The organism is uncultured Boseongicola sp. (assembly GCF_937988555.1).
Lineage (GTDB): Bacteria > Pseudomonadota > Alphaproteobacteria > Rhodobacterales > Rhodobacteraceae > Boseongicola.
Window position 1 is genome coordinate 1 of record NZ_CALJXO010000010.1, and the last position, 16,822, is coordinate 16,822.

Sequence of the window (16,822 nt, forward strand, 5' to 3'; positions counted from 1 at the left end):
GCGCGCATGCTGTTGCAGGTCCACGATGAGCTGCTCGTTGAGGCGCCTGTTGAGAAAACCGACGATGTCTGGCGTGCGGAATTTATCGCCGTGCCCTACGATCCGACCGAAATGGCGGCCTTGGCGCGCGCCCATGGCGAAGACGGCTGGGCGCGCGCTCTTGAGACGGGGTGGCTCGCCTAGTCGACGACGATCTCGATCCGTTGGGTCAGGCCCCCTGTCGCCCGCGAGAATACCAATATCTCGTCCGCATCCGTCACGACAGCAAACCAGTCTGATCCTTGCGTAAACGCAACCGCTGCCGCCCCGTCCGGCAATTCGATCTCATCGGGCAAAGGAATAGCGTTCATTGCACCAAACTGCATGACAAGCAGGCCCACGACCGTTAGAACCCCGCCGATCATCGTGACGGTCAAGATCGTCACAAGCCACTTGAGATATTTGAGGTGCCTGACCTCACCCACGGAAGGCTCGCGTTCGTCCATGTCCCAGACCGTCCATCGCATTACCATCGGCGAAGCCCCGCCGTCGCGCCTTGATAAGGCGCTCGCCCGCGATGTGCCAGAGGCCGCACACCTCAGCCGCTCGCGCCTTATGCGCCTGATCGCCGAAGGCGCCGTCAGCAAGAACGGTGTGCCGTTAACGGATACCAAAGCGAAAGTGGCCGAGGGCGATGTCTTCGAGATCGCCGTTCCTGACGCCGTCGAGGTGGAAACCCTCCCCGAGGCGATCCCCCTCGACATCATCCACGAGGACGACGACCTCCTTGTTGTGAACAAATCCGCCGGTATGGTCGTCCACCCTGCGCCCGGCTCGTACTCCGGCACGCTTGTTAATGCGCTCCTCCACCATTTTGGCGGCGATCTTTCCGGCGTGGGCGGCGAAAAACGCCCCGGCATCGTGCATCGCATAGACAAAGACACCTCCGGACTTCTTGTCGTCGCAAAATCCGACGCAGCGCACCATGGCCTCGCCGACCAGTTTGCCGCCCATACGGTGGAACGCACCTACCGCGCGCTTTGCTATGGTGTCCCCGATCGGGGCGATCCGCGCCTGCGCGGCATCAAGGGCATCAACTTCGAGCCCGGCAACATCATTAAAGTCACCACACAGTTGGCCCGCCACAAAACAGACCGCCAAAAACAGGCGGTTTTGTTCAACGGGGGCCGCCACGCTGTCACGCGCATCCGCGTCATTGAAACATTTGGCCGCGCTGCAGCCGAGATTTATTGCAACCTTGAAACCGGGCGGACCCATCAAATCCGTGTCCATGCCGCCCACATTGGACATGCGCTTATCGGTGATCCCACCTACGGCGGCCGCCGGCGTTTGGGCGCTGACACACCCGGTGCCGAAACCGCGAAAGCCTTTGCCAGACAGGCGCTTCACGCCGAAACGCTTGGCTTTATTCATCCGGTCACGCGCGAGGCTTTAAGCTTCACAACACCCCTCCCTGAAGACATGAGCGTGCTTAGAAAAGCCCTAGGTGGACTGTGAATTTATGCGCATTGAAACCTGAATTTCTGCTTGAACCTGCACATAGACGTGAGGTCACGGGCTTGCGACTGGAATAAAACCTTCATCGCATACATCTTTGCTTCAACGAGAGGCGATAAATATCTCCTCTCAAACCTTGAACTGAACCAATCGGTTCACCATCTATGTTAAGAGTCGCAACATAGTGACCTACAGGGAAAGGAATTTGAGATGGCTAATTACGCAAATCTACCTGCGCCGTCTCCCGAAGGCGGGCTGAACAGGTATCTTCAAGAGATCCGAAAGTTCCCCATGCTTGAGCACGAGAAAGAATACATGCTCGCAAAGCGTTGGGTGGAAGACCAGGACACCGATGCCGCGCACCAGATGGTGACGTCGCATCTGCGCTTGGCAGCAAAAATCGCCATGGGCTATCGCGGCTACGGGCTCCCTCAGGCCGAGGTTATTTCCGAAGCCAATGTGGGCCTTATGCAGGCGGTCAAACGCTTTGACCCCGAAAAAGGCTTCCGCCTTGCGACCTACGCGATGTGGTGGATCCGTGCCTCAATCCAGGAATACATCCTGCGCTCATGGAGCTTGGTTAAGCTAGGCACGACCAGCGCGCAAAAAAAGCTGTTCTTTAACCTTCGTAAAGCCAAGGCCCGCATCGGCGCCCTTGAAGAAGGCGACCTGCGCCCGGAAAACGTCGAGCGGATAGCAACGGATCTGAACGTTACAGAAGCCGAAGTCATCTCGATGAACCGGCGCTTGTCGGGTGGTGATGCCTCGCTGAACGCCACGGTCTCGGCCGAGGGTGAAGGGACTGCACAATGGCAGGATTGGCTTGAAGACGAGGACGCCGATCAGGCGGGTGACTATGAAGCGCGCGACGAGCTTGAAGTGCGTCGTGAACTTCTCGCCGAGGCGATGGAGGTCCTCAACGAACGCGAACAGGACATTTTGACCCAACGCCGCCTGCAGGATGCGCCAATCACTTTAGAAGACCTCAGTGGTCAATACGGCGTCAGCCGCGAGCGCATTCGACAGATCGAAGTGCGCGCGTTTGAAAAGCTGCAAAAGCGGATGCAAGAGCTTGCAAAAGGCAAAGGCATCCTGGAACAGGCCTGACCCCCCCCAAGGCCAAGTGTTCCCACACGAAAGACCCCGTGCAATTCGCGGGGTCTTTTTTGTTGCGGTGACAAAACCTTATCCCTGTGCCGCTGACCGCCGTTTCTTCAAGCGGACAAGGAACGCAATCAATGGCGTAACCGTCGCCGCCAACAAAGCCAGAAACAGCGCGGCAATCAGGGTTACCGCCAGAATATGCGTCAGCTGATCCGCGTTGAGCGTCTTGAAATATCCAAACACAACGAGCGCCAACGCCGATAACCAGCACGCCGCCGACAGCACTCCCAATGCGCAAAGCTGAACGCGCTCCGGCAGCGGAATGTCTCCGAACCACCAACTTTGGAACCGTAAAAGGGTCGGCAATCCAATCCGTCCGATTGCAATCGCGCTCACGGTCAGGATCATCACCACGCAAAGCTTGGCCCAAAGCTTCGGGCTAAACTGCGCGACCTCAAAGCCAGTTCGTAACCACAAAAGCGTCAGCCCGCTTGCCCATAAAAGGACAAGCCCAAGCGTCACAAAGTGATGCAATGTCTGCAATATCTCGACCTCTCGCTCGTGAAGCGGTCGCAAAACAGCGCGCGCAGCCGATGCCCCCGCTAAAAGCGCAATCGCGAGCCCAAGCGACAACCCCAACAAATGCACCAATCGGGCCCCATCGTTCAAAAGATCTGCATCCATGTCGTGTGTATCCCGGAATGGCTGCACCGCCAGATCTCAGCGGCTTTCCTCCGCCCAGGGTTTTGCGACTTTTTGGCTGGCATTCGTCGGTTCCAAGGCGAAAATGCGGCGACTTAGTCGCTGTTCACAGCCATCCACGAAATCTAGCCGGCGACCCGGCGATTGTCCTCAAGACGCATATTCATTCAGCAAAAAACCGCTTGGGCATTCGCAACAATCCGTCGTCTTCGGGTCCATTTCTCAGGCGCATTCAGGCAAACTACCCTGCCTGCCGCCCAGAAATCGTCTGCCCTGCCGCCCAGCCCGACGACCAGGCCCACTGAAAGTTGTATCCGCCTAGCCACCCCGTCACATCGACCGCCTCTCCGATAGCAAAAAGACCTGGAACCGTCTTGGCCTCCATCGTTTTCGACGACAACCCGTCCGTGTCGATGCCCCCAAGCGTTACTTCCGCCGTCCGATAGCCTTCCGTCGCCGTCGGACGGAACGGCCACGCATGCACTGCGTCCGCGATCTCCTCAAGCCGCGAGTCCGGCTGATCCGCCAGATTTCCCGTCAATTCTAGGCGTTCCGCAACTTCTTGCGCCAGCCGCTGAGGCAATGTCCCTGCCAAAACAGACACCATCCCGCGCCGTCCGGTCTTGCGCTTCTCTGCAATCATATGATCCGCCAAATTCGTTTCAGGGCAAAGGTTTAGCGTCACATCCTCACCTTCGCGCCAATAGGATGACACCTGCAAAATAGCAGGACCCGAAAGCCCGCGATGGGTAAACAAAATCGCTTCATCAAAGATCGCCCCGCCCGCCGAAGCACGTCCCTGAACCGCAACCCCAGCCAAAGCCTTCAACCCGGCATCGTCATGCGTAAACGGCACCAATGCAGGGCGCGTATCCGTCATGGCAAGTCCGAACTGCTGCGCTAACCGATACGCCAGGCCGGTCGCGCCCATCTTTGGGATCGACTTGCCACCCGTCGCCAAAACAAGGTTTTTCGCCTCAATCTGAACAGGTCGTCCATCGCGCACCAAAGCGACGTGAAACACTCCATCTCTCCGAACCACATCTTTGATTTCCGTTTTAGGCCAGAGCTTTGCGCCAGCCTTTTCAAGCTCAGAAACCAGCATCGCAATGATCTCCTTCGAAGACCCATCACAAAACAACTGTCCCAAGGTCTTTTCATGCCAGGCAATCCCATAGGCCTCGACCAATGCGATGAAGTCCCACTGCGTGTAGCGGCTCAAGGCCGATTTCGCGAAGTGCGGGTTCTGCGAAACAAAAGTCTCGGGACTGCATCCAAGGTTTGTAAAATTACACCGGCCACCGCCCGAAATCCGTATTTTCTCGCCCGGAGATTTCGCGTGATCGACCACCAAAACATCCGGCCCGGCATGTGCTGCGCACTTCAAACCCGCTGCACCCGCGCCTAAAATCAACGTATTGACCGTCTCGCCCACTTTGCCCGCCTGAACCGGCCGAAAACCCGATGTTTTCCTAGCCCTTTGTGCTCCGATTCGTTATACTGCAAAGCAGACCCGGACAACCGGGCGCAGCCAAGGCAGTTCGAGCAGGACGCATGACAGAAATGGTTTATGGCTCAGTCCCCACAAGGGACGGAGAGCCGATTCTCCCGCGATGGTGGCGCACCATCGATAAATGGTCGCTTAGCGCCGTGTTCCTCCTGTTCGGGATCGGACTTTTGCTCGGCCTCGCCGCTTCGCCCCCGTTGGCACAACGCAACGGCTTTGCCGATTTCCACTATGTGCAGCGCCAGGCACTCTTCGGTTCGCTCGCGATGTTAACCATGTTTGCCTTCTCACTTATGTCGCCACAAACCGTCCGCCGCATCGCGGTCATCGGCTTTGCGTGCAGCCTTGTGGCACTCATGCTGCTGCCGCTCTTTGGAACGGACTATGGTAAAGGCGCTGTCCGGTGGTTTTCACTCGGCTTCGGCTCGATCCAACCGTCGGAATTCCTGAAACCCGGTTTCATCGTCGTCGCAGGCTGGATGATCGCCGCCTCAAACGAGGTCGCAGGCCCGCCCGGTAAAAGCTATTCGTTTGGTCTGGCACTGTTCATCACCCTCCTCCTCGCCCTGCAACCCGACTTCGGCCAAGCTTGCCTTGTCCTGTTTGCATGGGGTGTCATGTATTTCGTCGGTGGAGCGCCCGTTTTAGTCCTTGCCGGGATCGCGGGCCTCACTGTGGTCGGAGGCGCGTTCGCCTACCAAAACTCCGAACACTTCGCCCGCCGTATCGACGGCTTCCTCTCAGCGGATGTCGACCCTACAACGCAGCTTGGCTACGCCGCGAACGCCATCCGCGAGGGCGGTTTTTTCGGCGTCGGCGTCGGGGAAGGCACCGTCAAATGGTCACTTCCTGATGCACACACAGACTTCATTATCGCTGTCGCTGCGGAAGAATACGGCCTCATCCTCGTCCTCGTGATCATCTTCCTTTACGGCTCGATTGCGCTGCGATCTCTGTTCCGCCTGATGCGCGAACGCGACCCCTTCATCCGGCTTGCAGGCACTGGCCTTGCGTGCACGTTCGCCGTGCAAGCGATGATCAATATGTCGGTCGCGGTCCGCCTTCTGCCAGCAAAAGGCATGACGCTGCCCTTCGTAAGCTACGGCGGATCCTCCCTTATTGCGGGCGGCATCCTGATTGGAATGCTCCTTGCTCTCACCCGCGCCCGCCCCCAAGGCGAAATAGCAGACCACCTCATAAGGAAAGGCCGTTGAGCAAACAGCCTCATCTTGTCATCGCCGCGGGCGGCACCGGCGGGCATATGTTTCCGGCACAAGCGCTCGCCGAGGCCATGCTGGACCGTGGCTGGCGCGTCACGCTGTCTACCGACGCGCGAGGCGCACGCTACACCAGCGGCTTTCCCGACGCGGTCACAGTAACCCGCGTTAACAGCGCCACTTTCGCCCGCGGCGGGCTGATCGCCAAAGCGCTCGTCCCGTTAAGCATAGTGGCCGGCATCGCGGCCGCTAAATGGCGCTTCATGACGGACCGCCCAACCGTCGTCGCAGGGTTCGGTGGCTACCCCTCAATACCGGCAATCGCTGCTGCCTGGGTCTTGCGCATTCCGCGTATGATCCACGAACAAAACGGTGTGCTTGGCCGGGTCAACCGAGTTTTTGCACCCCGCGTGAACAAAGTCGCCTGTGGCACCTGGCCAACTGATCTGCCCAGCGGCATCGACGGCATCCACACCGGAAACCCCGTCCGCGCCGCTATTCTGGATCGCCACAACGCCCCGTACCCAAGCGCCACCGGCGGACCACTTAACATCCTTGTCATGGGCGGAAGCCAAGGCGCGCGCGTTCTCTCCGACGTTGTGCCCGAAGCCCTCACACTCTTGCCAAAAGATCTCCACCCGCGCCTGCACGTCAGCCATCAGGCTCGCCCCGAAGACCTCGCCCGCGTCACCGATGCCTACACGCTTGCAGGCATCGACGCCGACGTTCAGACCTTTTTTTCCGACGTCCCGGAGTGCATGAGCGCGGCGCATCTTGTCATCATGCGCGCCGGAGCATCCTCTGTCGCCGACGTGTCGATCATCGGCCGCCCCTCCATCCTTATCCCTTTCGCTGCGGCGACCGCTGATCACCAAACCGCCAACGCCCGCGGCCTCGTCGATGCAGGCGCCGCCTTGCTCATCAAAGAATCCGCTCTTGATCCTCCCACCCTTTGTGAGCAAATCCGCGCCATCCTGACCGACGCCCCCCATGCCGCGCAAATGGCCGCAAATGCCTTATCGACAGGTAAACCTGACGCAACCGAGCGCCTCGCCGCGCTGGTCGAACAACTCGCGGAGAGACGCGCATGAACGCAGCAGCCACCAAACTGCCCACCGAAATGGGTCCCATCCACTTCGTTGGCATCGGAGGCATAGGCATGTCGGGCATCGCAGAGGTGCTGATCGAAGCGGGTTATATCGTGCAAGGCTCCGATCTTAAGGCCACCAAAATCACCAACCGTCTTGAACGCCTCGGCGCCAAAATCTTCGAAGGCCAGCGCGCCGAAAACCTTGAAGGCGCCGAAGTGATCGTCATCTCGTCCGCCATCAAACGTGGCAATCCAGAGCTTGACGAAGCCCGTCGCCTCGGCCTGCCGGTCGTGCGCCGTGCCGAAATGCTCGCCGAGCTGATGCGCCTTCGCTCCAACATAGCGGTTGCAGGCACCCACGGTAAAACCACCACCACCACGATGGTCGCAGCCCTTCTCGATGCCGGCGGCATCGACCCGACGGTCATCAACGGTGGCATCATTCACGCCTACGATTCCAATGCGCGCGTTGGAAAGGGCGAATGGATGGTGGTCGAAGCCGACGAAAGCGACGGCACCTTTAATCGCCTGCCCGCGACCATCGCTATCGTCACCAATATCGATCCCGAGCACATGGAACACTGGGGCACGATCGAGAACCTTCGCAAAGGCTTCGACGACTTCGTCTCAAACATCCCGTTTTACGGTCTTGCCGTCCTATGCACCGACCATCCCGAAGTGCAGGCGCTGGTTGGGCGCATCACCGACCGCCGGATTGTTACGTATGGATTTAATGCTCAAGCCGAGGTCCGCGCCGTTAATCTTCGTTACAAAAGCGGCACTGCGCACTTCGACATCCTCCTCGCGCAGGACGATATCACGATCGAAAACTGCACTCTTCCCATGCCCGGCGACCACAACGTCTCAAACGCTCTCGCGGCTGTCGCGGTCGCACGCCATCTCGGCATGAAGGCCGCCGAAATCCGCGGAGCACTGGCCAGCTTCAAAGGCGTCAATCGCCGCTTCACCAAAGTCGGCGAAGTCGATGGCGTCGCCATCATCGACGACTACGGCCACCACCCGGTTGAAATCGCCGCCGTCCTTAAGGCCGCGCGCCAAGCCGTCGCCGATAACCCGGACGCCCGCGTCATCGCCGTTCACCAACCACACCGTTATTCACGCCTGTCCACATTGTTCGAGGACTTCTGCACCTGCTTCAACGACGCTGATGTTGTTGGAATTGCCGAAGTCTATGGTGCAGGCGAAGATCCGATCCCGGGTGCGACACGCGAAGACCTCGTCGCCGGTTTGATCCGCCACGGTCACCGCCACGCCCGCGCCATTATCAGCGAAGCCGATCTCGAGCGTCTCGTCCGCGAACAATCCCGCCCCGGAGATATCGTTGTGTGTCTCGGTGCCGGCACGATCAGTACCTGGGCCAACAACCTGCCCGCTCGCCTGATGAAACACGCCAGCTAAAATAGCGGCGGTAGTCGCAAGCCTGATCTACTTCGCCATCTTTCTCCTCAGCGTCCTCGCCTCCCGCGAAGGTGTCACTCTGCGCGGCTGGAAGGGCGCTGCTGGCTTGATCGTCTGCGGGTTTGTCCTTGCAGGGGTCTTTGCTCTGTTGTTCGCGACAGCCCCCTACGCGCCCCTCAACCAACTCCTGTCGGTCGCTGTGGCACAGATGGTAGTATGCCGCAGTGCGCTTGGATTACCTGCCGGAATTTACAAACGATGGAAACTGCGAACAAAGTGTTCTCACCCAAACGACTGGATTCCATTGTCGCCACAATGCGCCTCGAAAGAACACAATTTTCGTCAAACTCAGCACTCATTTTAGTTGAATACTGCAAAGGCGTCAGAGAGTAAGACGTAAATGTGTAATGAGTTTGACTGCGGGTCATACGGGAACCAATTCGGCACGTGCCGAAGCCATTTCTCCCAAACCCAACGTCGCAAGTAAAGAGTGTTAAAGCCATGAATTTCTTTGAAAAAGCCCAAGCGCGTGCTTACGCACAAGAGATACTCGGCCTCAAAGGCCACCCCGATCACGACGAGATTCGCGCCGCATACAAGAAGCTGGCATTCGAAAAACACCCCGACCGCGGCGAAGGTACCGCGGACGAGTTTGCGAGGATCGCCACCGCTTATGCGCTCTTGAAGGACGACAAAGGCTACACCGCGACGGATGCTCTGCAAACCGCACCGACCGATACCGGAGCGACAACGATCCGCCCCAAAGCACGCCGTCCCGGTAGCGTTCCTGTCGGCCAGGTCGGTGACGACGAAATCGCCGCTGCTGACTACGTCAGGCCCCGCCGCTTGCGCACAGCTTTGACCTCACGCATTTGCAGGATCAACGCGGACGAAGCACAGGAATGCCGTACACTTCTGGACGAAATTCCGTTCATGGCCGAGCCTGATCTGGACGAACAATCCCTGCGCGCCAGCATCCTCGACATTATCAAAAACACTGGTGCCCCGCACGTTCCTCATACAAACCACTTGCCTTACGCGATCCGCCAAAGTGGCCGCCGCATCTCCTACATGGTGAGCGCGTCCATCGAAGAAGGCGCGAACCGTGTTGCCGTGCCGACTGGCGCGTTTACAGACAACCGTAAAGTCTTGCCGATCATCGTACGCTTCAAGGCGCCGGAAGAAGGTATCGGAACCCATGTTGTCTCAGCCTCGACGCTGGCGGAATCTTTCCCCGGCGCGAAAAGCGTCCGTATTCATTTTGGGCTGGGCGAATGGCCAAAGCCCGCCGTGGCGATGCCGCGCGCCTACGCGTAATCAATCGGCGTATTGCCCGCGGTCGCCCCGGCCGCGGCGAATGCCATATCTATCATGCGCTGCGTGCCTCGGCTGAATTCCAAAGGGGCGGGATAATCCATTTCTCCGCGCATCGCCGCGCCAAAGTTCTCGACCTGAGCGACATATTGGTTGAAGGCCGGGAACCGCCAAACGCGCGTTTCATCATCGGTGCCTATCTGCACCGACGCTTCACGATATCGCAGAGGATTGAAGGGCGCGGCAAGATGCAAAACGCCGCGATCTCCGTGGAACGACATCTCCTGAAACTCTTGCATGCGCATGCTGACCACGGCCTCAAATGTAAACTTCGGGAAAGATGCGTTAATGCGCGCGATCGTATCGACGCCGTTCTCCCAGGAAATATCCGCGCGAACAGAATTCGGTTCCTGCCCCGTGGCAAACCTTGCCGTGCCGAACGGATACACCCCGATATCCCGCAAGCCGCCACCCGCAGTTTCCGGCCTGTTGCGAATATTGTCCGGGCTTGCGCTGTTATTATAGGTAAACATGCCCCTCACATGCGCCAGTTCACCAATCGCACCCTCCGCGATCAGATCACGCGCCTTCATCCATTGCGGATGATGGACCGGCATATAGGCTTCGGCGGCCAGTAGACCTGCGTCATCGCGCGCGCCGATCAACCGATCAAAATCTGCCTCATCAAGACCAATTGGTTTCTCTGTCAGGACTGCTTTTCCCGCCGCCAAAGCCTTCAATGTCCACTCCACATGCAAATGGTTGGGCAGCGGCACATAGACGGCATCGATCTCGCTATCCGCCAAAAGGTCCTCATAATCGCCAAACACGCGCAAGCCCGGCTGGAAGGCCTGAAACGTCTCAGCCTTCCTTGGATCAGACGTCGCGATTGCAGAGAATACAGCGTTTTCAGCCATATGAATCGCGGGAGTCATCTGTTCGCGGGCAAATTTACCGGCGCCAAGGACGCCCCATCGAATTGGTTTCATCATATCGTTCTCCTTTGCCAAAGACGTATCACTCAACCCGTTCACGTAGAAAAGGATCCTAGGTCAGAGCCTTTTCAACCTCCGCAATAAAGGCTTCGCCGCGTCTTTCGAAATTGTCGTACTGGTCAAAACTCGCAGCCGCCGGGGCCAACAATACAGTGTCCCCCGCCACCGCTTCCCCGGCCGCGCGCGCGACCGCAATCGCAATCGTCTCGCAAACTTCGCAAGTCACACCATCGGCCATTGCCTGAAGTTCCAGCGCCACCTCGGCCGCTTGGCGTCCAATAGCGTATGCCTTCACAACATGCCCTAAATGCGGGGCAACGGCCTGCAACCCGCTATCTTTCATTTGCCCCCCAACAATCCAACGGACCGCCGGAAAGGCCGCCAAAGCCTTCGCGGCACTGTCAGCGTTCGTGGCTTTACTGTCGTTAACGAAGGTTACGCCGTCGCGCTCTGCGATGATCTGACTGCGATGGGGAAGCCCCTCAAAGCTATGGAACGCTTGCTCAATCAGCTTCGGTGCCAGTCCAAGCGCACGCAATGCCGCAAACGCCGCACAGGCATTCTGATGGTTGTGTGCCCCTGGCAGCCCGCGAACACCGCGCAGGTCCATTGAAGCAACCTGTCGTGATTTGCGGTATTCCGCCAAGAAGCCTTTGCGCACAAAGACATTCCAACCCGCACCGACAAGTTTCTGACCCGCAGACACCCGGATAACGCGATCATCGCTCGCAGCCTCTGCCAGTTGGCCCGCTAGAAAACGTCCCTCTGCCTCATCAACGCCGATCACCGCGCGATCCGGGCCACCTTCAGCGAATAGGCGCCGCTTCGCCGCGAAGTAGCCTCCTAGGCCACCATGACGGTCCAGATGATCCGGTGTAAGATTGGTAAAGACCGCTACATCTGGCGTTAACGCACGGGCCAATTCCGTTTGGTATGAAGACAGCTCCAAGACCACCACGTCGCCGTCACCCGGCGGATCAATATCCAAAACACCGCGTCCGATATTTCCGGCAAGCTGGCTTTCGCGCCCCGCAACCTCAAGGCAATGCTGGATCAAAGCCGAAGTCGTCGACTTTCCGTTCGAGCCAGTCACTGCAATCACCCGTGGCGCAGTTTCAAACCCATCCCACTCCGGCACCGCCAAAGATCTGAAGAATAAACCGATGTCGTTATCTACCGGCACACCCGCGGCCATCGCCGATGCAATATGCCGGTTGGGTACGGGGTAAAGATGCGGAATTCCGGGGGATACAATCAATGCCGCGACCCCATGCCAGGCCCCATCCCGCCCAAGGTTGTGCAGCGTCAGACCTTCGGCCTCTGCGCTCTCTCGCGCAGCGTCCCCGTCGTCCCAACAAAGCGCATCCGCCCCACCCGCAACCAGGGCGCGCGCAGCGGATAGGCCTGTCCGGCCCAAGCCAAGAACTGCAATTCGTCGTCCGTTAACGCCGCGTACCGGTATCATGCCTCAAGCGTCTTCGTCATCGTCAACCTCGATCTGTCCGGAAATCCTACGCCACAGAATGCCCCAATACATTCCAACCGCAAGCACAATGGATAGCGCAAGTATCGCCACCCAGGTCAATACTCCGGGGTTTTCGATCGACAGCCATCCAATGTCCAAAAGCACCCAGACCAAAGCTGCGATGACCGCCAGAACCAGGACAACGCCAAGCGCTCCGATCCCGCGCAGAACCGCTGTCAGGAACACCACGTAGACCACAAGCAACACCAAGCCAAACAGCACGACCAATGACGTCTGATCATCCCAGGACGTTGAAGCCCATCGTACAAAATTCAGTTCAGTTGGATTGAACGTGATCGCGAGCAATACAAATGCCACGAACCACCGAACCAAAAAACCCATTCCAACCTACTCCATATATCACGCTATTGCGCTGGCAATTCGCTTAGCCAAGGCCAACGTTTACCTTCATTAATCTTAACGCACCTTCAGCGTCGCCAATCCAACCAAAGCCAATATCAGGCTGATAATCCAGAAGCGGATCACAATTTGCGGTTCGGACCAGCCCTTTTTCTCGAAGTGATGGTGGATCGGCGCCATCAGAAAGACGCGTTTGCCCGTACTTTTGAAGTAAGCCACCTGAATAATCACGCTCATCGCCTCGACCACGAAAAGACCGCCAACAATGGCCAAAACGATCTCATGTTTTGTCGCCACCGCTATGGCGCCCAAAGCGCCGCCAAGGGCAAGCGAGCCCGTATCCCCCATGAAGACAGCGGCGGGGGGGGCGTTGTACCAAAGAAACCCAAGTCCTCCACCGATTAAGCCGGCCGTAAATATCAGAATCTCACCGGTACCCGGAACATAATTAATTCCAAGATATTCCGTAAAGTCGGTCCGCCCGACCGCATAGGCAATCACCCCCAGCGACCCGGCAGCAATCATCACGGGCATGATCGCAAGCCCATCAAGTCCGTCCGTCAGGTTGACCGCATTGGCGGAGCCGACAATCACCAACATGGCAAAGGGTAAAAACATAAGGCCAAGGTTAAGAAGGCCACTGACAACTGGGATTGCGATGCGGTTTTGAAGCTCTTCCGGATGCATCCCCACCGCCCAAAAACCAGCCACCGCAGCGATCACAAACCCAAGCGCAAGCCGGACCCGGCCCGAAACGCCCGCGTGCGAATTTCGCGTCACTTTCTGATAGTCATCGACAAAGCCGATCGCCCCAAAAGCGATCGTCACAAACAGCACCATCCAAACATAGCCAATGTCCAGCCGGGCCCACAAAAGGGAGGACGTCACCACAGCTCCAAGGATCAAAACGCCACCCATTGTTGGCGTGCCCGCCTTGCCTTCGATATGGCTTTCAGGGCCATCTTCGCGAATGGGCTGTCCGTTCTTTTGTCTGCGGTTCAACAGATCAATAAGCGGGCGGCCAAACAGGAACCCAAAGATCAATGCCGTGAAAAACGCGCCGCCAGCGCGAAACGTTATATACCTGAAAAGATTGAAAAAATCACCACCATCAGAAAATAGCGTCAGCCAATACAGCATACTAAGCCCGTCCCTTATCCGCGGCGGATTTGCGCCGCTCGCCCTGTTTTCGAAGCGCGTCAACGACAAGGCTTACCTTACTGCCTTTTGACCCCTTAACCAGCACCACATCACCCGCATCTACAAGATGATGCGCGTCTGCCGCCAGCTCTTCTGCCGTCGCAACACAGCGTCCGCGTTTTTCATCCGGCAAGGCATCGTATAAAGCGCGCATCCTATGGCCGACGCAGTCGACACGATCAATTAGTTCCATCGCTGGATGACCCGCCATACCGGCATGGAGCGCTTCCTCGGTTTTTCCTAGTTCCAGCATGTCGCCAAGCACGGCGATGCGGCGTCCTTGCCGAATGCGTCCCTTGCCATCTTCGGGACTAACCGCGGTTAACACCCAGAGGGCGGCGCCCATCGACGCGGGGTTTGCATTGAAGGCATCATCAAACAGCTCAAACGTCCAGCCTTCGACAGCGTCCAGGACCACTGTTTCGCGCAGGCCACGCCCCGCGGGGGCGCTCCACGTTCCGATGTCGCAGGCCGCGACCTCCGCATCGGCTCCGACCAGACATGCTGCGCCATAGACCGCCAAGGCATTCATTGCAAAATGACGTCCGGGCGCACCGACGCGAAACGAGAATGACTGGCCGCGAAACTGGCCGCGCACCACGCTGGTTTTTTCGCCCAGCTGGATATCATCCGCGTGCAGTTTCGCTCCTGGCAAAGCGCCAAATCCAACGCGTTGGCTCGCATAAGCCTTTGCTTTATCGTCTAAAATTATCGCCGTTTCGATATCAGCGTTAAACAGGGCCACTCCGTCCGGCTCCAATCCCTCAAAGATCGAAGCCTTCTCATGGGCTATCCCTTGGATATTCTCAAAAGCCTCCAAATGCGCCGCAGCCACCGTTGTTATCATTGCCACATGCGGCCTTGTCATCTTGGAAAGCGGCGCAATTTCACCCGGTGCGTTCATCCCAATTTCGATGATCGCAAACTCGGTGTCAGCCGGCATTCGCGCCAGCGTCAAAGGCACGCCCCAGTGGTTGTTGTAGCTGGCTTCAGCAGCATGCGTTCGCCCTTGTTCCAACAAGACCTGCCGCAGCATCTCCTTGGTTGAGGTTTTTCCCGCCGATCCCGTCACCGCAATAATCCGGGCATCCGTTCGCGCCCTTGCGGCAATGCCCAGGGCTTCCAGCCCTTCCAACACATCGTTCACAATGATTAACGGCGCATCTGCCGCAACACCTGTCGGGACCCGAGCCACCAAAGCGGCGGCGGCCCCCTTGGCCAAAGCATCTGCCACGAAATCGTGCCCGTCGCGGACGTCCTTCAAAGCAATGAACAAATCACCCGGCTGAAGCGTCCGCGTGTCAATCGACACGCCGGCCGCCACCCAATCCGGGCCCTGCGCCTTGCCGTGGGTCGCATCCAAAGCTGCCTGCCGTGTCCAAAGCGCCCTCATAGACCACGCCCATCCAAAGCCGCGACCGCAATGCTTGCCTGTTCGACATCGTCAAACGGCAAGACCGCATCCCCGACGATCTGACCCGTCTCATGTCCTTTGCCCGCGATCAGCAATGTGTCTCCCGCCCCAAGCGCGTCGACACCGCGCAAAATCGCCTCCGCGCGATCGCCCACTTCACCTAGATCGGCAGCTCCCAAACGCGCGCCCGCCAGAACCTCGGCCCGGATAAAGCCCGGGTCTTCGCCTCGCGGATTGTCGTCCGTTACAATCGCCACATCCGCATAATCAGCCACCGCGCGTCCCATCAAAGGCCGCTTTGTTGTGTCGCGATCCCCGCCTGCTCCAAAGACAACAATTAGTCGTCCCAAAACGTGCGGTCGGATCGCCTTCAATGCTGTAACCAAGGCCTCGGGCGTATGGGCGTAGTCCACAAAAACCGTCGCCCCATTGTCGCGCCGCGCCGCGAATTGCATCCGTCCTCGCACGGTTTCAAGTGCGTGTAGCCCGTCAAAGACTTCTTCAGTATCAGCGCCAGTCGCAATACAAAGACCTGCAGCAACAAGCGCGTTTTCGGCCTGGAAGCCGCCGATCAATCCAAGCCGTACCTGCCGTATTTTCCCGGCCCACTCAAAACGGCATTCCTGCCCTGTCGCATCAAAACGCTGTCCCAAAATCCGCAACAAAGCGTCCTCATCACGCCCGACAGTTAATAAGTCCTGCCCACGGGCCTCCACGATCTCGGCCATCCGCGGACCCCATGGGTCATCAATGTTAACAACAGCCGTCGCATCCTCTGGAAGGACGCGCTCAAACAGTCCCGCTTTTGCCTGAAAATACTCTTCAAACGTCGCGTGGTAATCAAGATGATCCTGGCTAAGATTGGTAAACGCCGCCGCTGCCAGCCGCACACCATCCAACCTTTTTTGGGCCAAACCATGAGATGACGCCTCCATCGCGGCATGCGTAATCCCGGCTTCTGCAATCCGCGCCAAAGCCCGGTGAAGCGTGATCGGCTCCGGGGTCGTATGTTGAAGCGGAGCGGTAAACGCACCCTCAATACCGGTCGTTCCGATGTTCACGGCTCGCGCGCCCATCTCAGTCCACAACTGACGCGTGAAAGACGCAACCGACGTCTTTCCATTCGTCCCCGTGACCGCGATCACAATCTCAGGCTGGGCCTCAAACCAAAGGGCTGCGCAAAACGCCAACGCTTCGCGCGGGTCCTCGGCAACCACTAAAGGAATTGCGCTTTCGGCCAAAACCACGGCGGCTATCTCCGCGCCTTCCCGATCGGTAAGCACCGCCCCCGCGCGCATGCGAATTGCATATTGGATGAACTCAGCGCCGTGAACTTTTGTGCCCGGCAACGCACAAAAAAGATGTCCGTCTTTCACGTCACGACTATCCACAGACAGCCCGGTGACGCGGACATCACCAGCGTTGCGCGCGGTCAACCCAAGCTCTGACAGCGACGTCGTCTTTCCACGGGTCTGCAT

The 16,822-nt window shown here is 58.2% G+C and carries 15 protein-coding genes and 1 pseudogene; 7 read left to right on the top strand and 9 right to left on the bottom strand.

Features of this window, described 5'->3' with window-relative positions; all coding sequences use genetic code 11:
- Positions 1-183, top strand: a pseudogene (locus tag Q1B15_RS00390) (hypothetical protein); the annotation flags it as partial.
- Here the strand turns inward: Q1B15_RS00390 and Q1B15_RS00395 are convergent.
- Positions 180-485, bottom strand: a complete 306-nt coding sequence (locus tag Q1B15_RS00395; protein ID WP_299748485.1) for a DUF6476 family protein — start codon at positions 483-485, stop codon at positions 180-182. The pseudogene Q1B15_RS00390 and the gene Q1B15_RS00395 sit on opposite strands and share 4 nt — an antisense overlap.
- Here Q1B15_RS00395 and Q1B15_RS00400 point away from each other — a divergent pair.
- Together Q1B15_RS00400 and rpoH are read left to right on the top strand one after the other, a co-directional pair.
- Positions 484-1,497: an RluA family pseudouridine synthase gene (locus Q1B15_RS00400; RefSeq protein ID WP_299748487.1), complete on the top strand. Its 1,014-nt coding sequence runs from the start codon at positions 484-486 to the stop codon at positions 1,495-1,497. The genes Q1B15_RS00395 and Q1B15_RS00400 overlap by 2 nt on opposite strands.
- Before the next feature lie 210 nt (positions 1,498-1,707).
- Entirely contained in the window at positions 1,708-2,604 is an 897-nt protein-coding gene (gene rpoH / locus Q1B15_RS00405; RefSeq protein WP_299748490.1) for an RNA polymerase sigma factor RpoH, read from the top strand.
- 78 nt (positions 2,605-2,682) lie between these two features.
- On the opposite strand, the gene Q1B15_RS00410 is transcribed toward rpoH, so the two are convergent.
- Positions 2,683-3,285: a hypothetical protein gene (locus Q1B15_RS00410; RefSeq protein WP_299748493.1), complete on the bottom strand. Its 603-nt coding sequence runs from the start codon at positions 3,283-3,285 to the stop codon at positions 2,683-2,685.
- 259 nt (positions 3,286-3,544) lie between these two features.
- Positions 3,545-4,738, bottom strand: a complete 1,194-nt coding sequence (locus Q1B15_RS00415; RefSeq protein ID WP_299748495.1) for an NAD(P)/FAD-dependent oxidoreductase — start codon at positions 4,736-4,738, stop codon at positions 3,545-3,547.
- 119 nt (positions 4,739-4,857) lie between these two features.
- Here Q1B15_RS00415 and Q1B15_RS00420 point away from each other — a divergent pair, with 119 nt between their 5' ends.
- The 4 genes from Q1B15_RS00420 to Q1B15_RS00435 all read left to right on the top strand — a co-directional run bounded on the left by Q1B15_RS00420 (position 4,858) and on the right by Q1B15_RS00435 (position 9,853).
- On the top strand, positions 4,858-6,024 hold the full coding sequence (locus tag Q1B15_RS00420) for a putative peptidoglycan glycosyltransferase FtsW (RefSeq protein ID WP_299748498.1): 1,167 nt from the start codon (positions 4,858-4,860) through the stop codon (positions 6,022-6,024).
- Positions 6,021-7,118, top strand: a complete 1,098-nt coding sequence (locus Q1B15_RS00425; protein WP_299748501.1) for a UDP-N-acetylglucosamine--N-acetylmuramyl-(pentapeptide) pyrophosphoryl-undecaprenol N-acetylglucosamine transferase — start codon at positions 6,021-6,023, stop codon at positions 7,116-7,118. Before Q1B15_RS00420 ends, Q1B15_RS00425 begins: the two co-directional genes overlap by 4 nt.
- Positions 7,115-8,536 (top strand): UDP-N-acetylmuramate--L-alanine ligase, encoded by a 1,422-nt coding sequence (gene murC, locus Q1B15_RS00430; RefSeq protein WP_299748504.1) that lies wholly within the window; start codon positions 7,115-7,117, stop codon positions 8,534-8,536. Before Q1B15_RS00425 ends, murC begins: the two co-directional genes overlap by 4 nt.
- Positions 8,537-9,037: 501 nt before the next feature.
- Positions 9,038-9,853, top strand: a complete 816-nt coding sequence (locus Q1B15_RS00435) for a DnaJ domain-containing protein (RefSeq protein WP_299748507.1) — start codon at positions 9,038-9,040, stop codon at positions 9,851-9,853.
- On the opposite strand, the gene Q1B15_RS00440 is transcribed toward Q1B15_RS00435, so the two are convergent.
- The 6 genes from Q1B15_RS00440 to Q1B15_RS00465 all read right to left on the bottom strand — a co-directional run bounded on the left by Q1B15_RS00440 (position 9,844) and on the right by Q1B15_RS00465 (position 16,822).
- Positions 9,844-10,842: a Gfo/Idh/MocA family oxidoreductase gene (locus Q1B15_RS00440; RefSeq protein ID WP_299748510.1), complete on the bottom strand. Its 999-nt coding sequence runs from the start codon at positions 10,840-10,842 to the stop codon at positions 9,844-9,846. The two genes, Q1B15_RS00435 and Q1B15_RS00440, sit on opposite strands and share 10 nt — an antisense overlap.
- Positions 10,843-10,897: 55 nt before the next feature.
- The gene (gene murD, locus Q1B15_RS00445) at positions 10,898-12,310 is read right to left on the bottom strand and encodes a UDP-N-acetylmuramoyl-L-alanine--D-glutamate ligase (protein WP_299748513.1); all 1,413 of its coding nucleotides are present in this window, start codon (positions 12,308-12,310) and stop codon (positions 10,898-10,900) included.
- Positions 12,311-12,313: 3 nt separating this feature from the next.
- Positions 12,314-12,712 carry a DUF6524 family protein gene (locus Q1B15_RS00450; protein WP_299748516.1) on the bottom strand — a complete coding sequence of 133 codons (399 nt, stop codon included), beginning with the start codon at positions 12,710-12,712 and terminating at the stop codon, positions 12,314-12,316.
- A gap of 75 nt (positions 12,713-12,787) precedes the next feature.
- Positions 12,788-13,870: a phospho-N-acetylmuramoyl-pentapeptide-transferase gene (gene mraY / locus Q1B15_RS00455; protein ID WP_299748519.1), complete on the bottom strand. Its 1,083-nt coding sequence runs from the start codon at positions 13,868-13,870 to the stop codon at positions 12,788-12,790.
- Between the two features lies 1 nt (position 13,871).
- On the bottom strand, positions 13,872-15,323 hold the full coding sequence (gene murF / locus Q1B15_RS00460) for a UDP-N-acetylmuramoyl-tripeptide--D-alanyl-D-alanine ligase (RefSeq protein ID WP_299748522.1): 1,452 nt from the start codon (positions 15,321-15,323) through the stop codon (positions 13,872-13,874).
- Positions 15,320-16,822, bottom strand: coding sequence for a UDP-N-acetylmuramoyl-L-alanyl-D-glutamate--2,6-diaminopimelate ligase (locus Q1B15_RS00465; RefSeq protein WP_299748524.1), 1,503 nt, complete (start codon positions 16,820-16,822; stop codon positions 15,320-15,322). Before Q1B15_RS00465 ends, murF begins: the two co-directional genes overlap by 4 nt.

Bases quoted from the DNA above. Each gene is read 5' to 3' on its own strand.
- Q1B15_RS00400 (WP_299748487.1), top strand. From the start codon at position 484: ATGTCCCAGACCGTCCATCGCATTACCATCGGCGAAGCCCCGCCGTCG.
- Q1B15_RS00395 (WP_299748485.1), bottom strand. From the start codon at position 485: ATGGACGAACGCGAGCCTTCCGTGGGTGAGGTCAGGCACCTCAAATAT.
- rpoH (WP_299748490.1), top strand. From the start codon at position 1,708: ATGGCTAATTACGCAAATCTACCTGCGCCGTCTCCCGAAGGCGGGCTG.
- Q1B15_RS00410 (WP_299748493.1), bottom strand. From the start codon at position 3,285: ATGGATGCAGATCTTTTGAACGATGGGGCCCGATTGGTGCATTTGTTG.
- Q1B15_RS00420 (WP_299748498.1), top strand. From the start codon at position 4,858: ATGACAGAAATGGTTTATGGCTCAGTCCCCACAAGGGACGGAGAGCCG.
- murC (WP_299748504.1), top strand. From the start codon at position 7,115: ATGAACGCAGCAGCCACCAAACTGCCCACCGAAATGGGTCCCATCCAC.
- Q1B15_RS00435 (WP_299748507.1), top strand. From the start codon at position 9,038: ATGAATTTCTTTGAAAAAGCCCAAGCGCGTGCTTACGCACAAGAGATA.
- Q1B15_RS00440 (WP_299748510.1), bottom strand. From the start codon at position 10,842: ATGATGAAACCAATTCGATGGGGCGTCCTTGGCGCCGGTAAATTTGCC.
- murD (WP_299748513.1), bottom strand. From the start codon at position 12,310: ATGATACCGGTACGCGGCGTTAACGGACGACGAATTGCAGTTCTTGGC.
- Q1B15_RS00450 (WP_299748516.1), bottom strand. From the start codon at position 12,712: ATGGGTTTTTTGGTTCGGTGGTTCGTGGCATTTGTATTGCTCGCGATC.
- mraY (WP_299748519.1), bottom strand. From the start codon at position 13,870: ATGCTGTATTGGCTGACGCTATTTTCTGATGGTGGTGATTTTTTCAAT.
- murF (WP_299748522.1), bottom strand. From the start codon at position 15,323: ATGAGGGCGCTTTGGACACGGCAGGCAGCTTTGGATGCGACCCACGGC.
- Q1B15_RS00465 (WP_299748524.1), bottom strand. From the start codon at position 16,822: ATGCAGACCCGTGGAAAGACGACGTCGCTGTCAGAGCTTGGGTTGACC.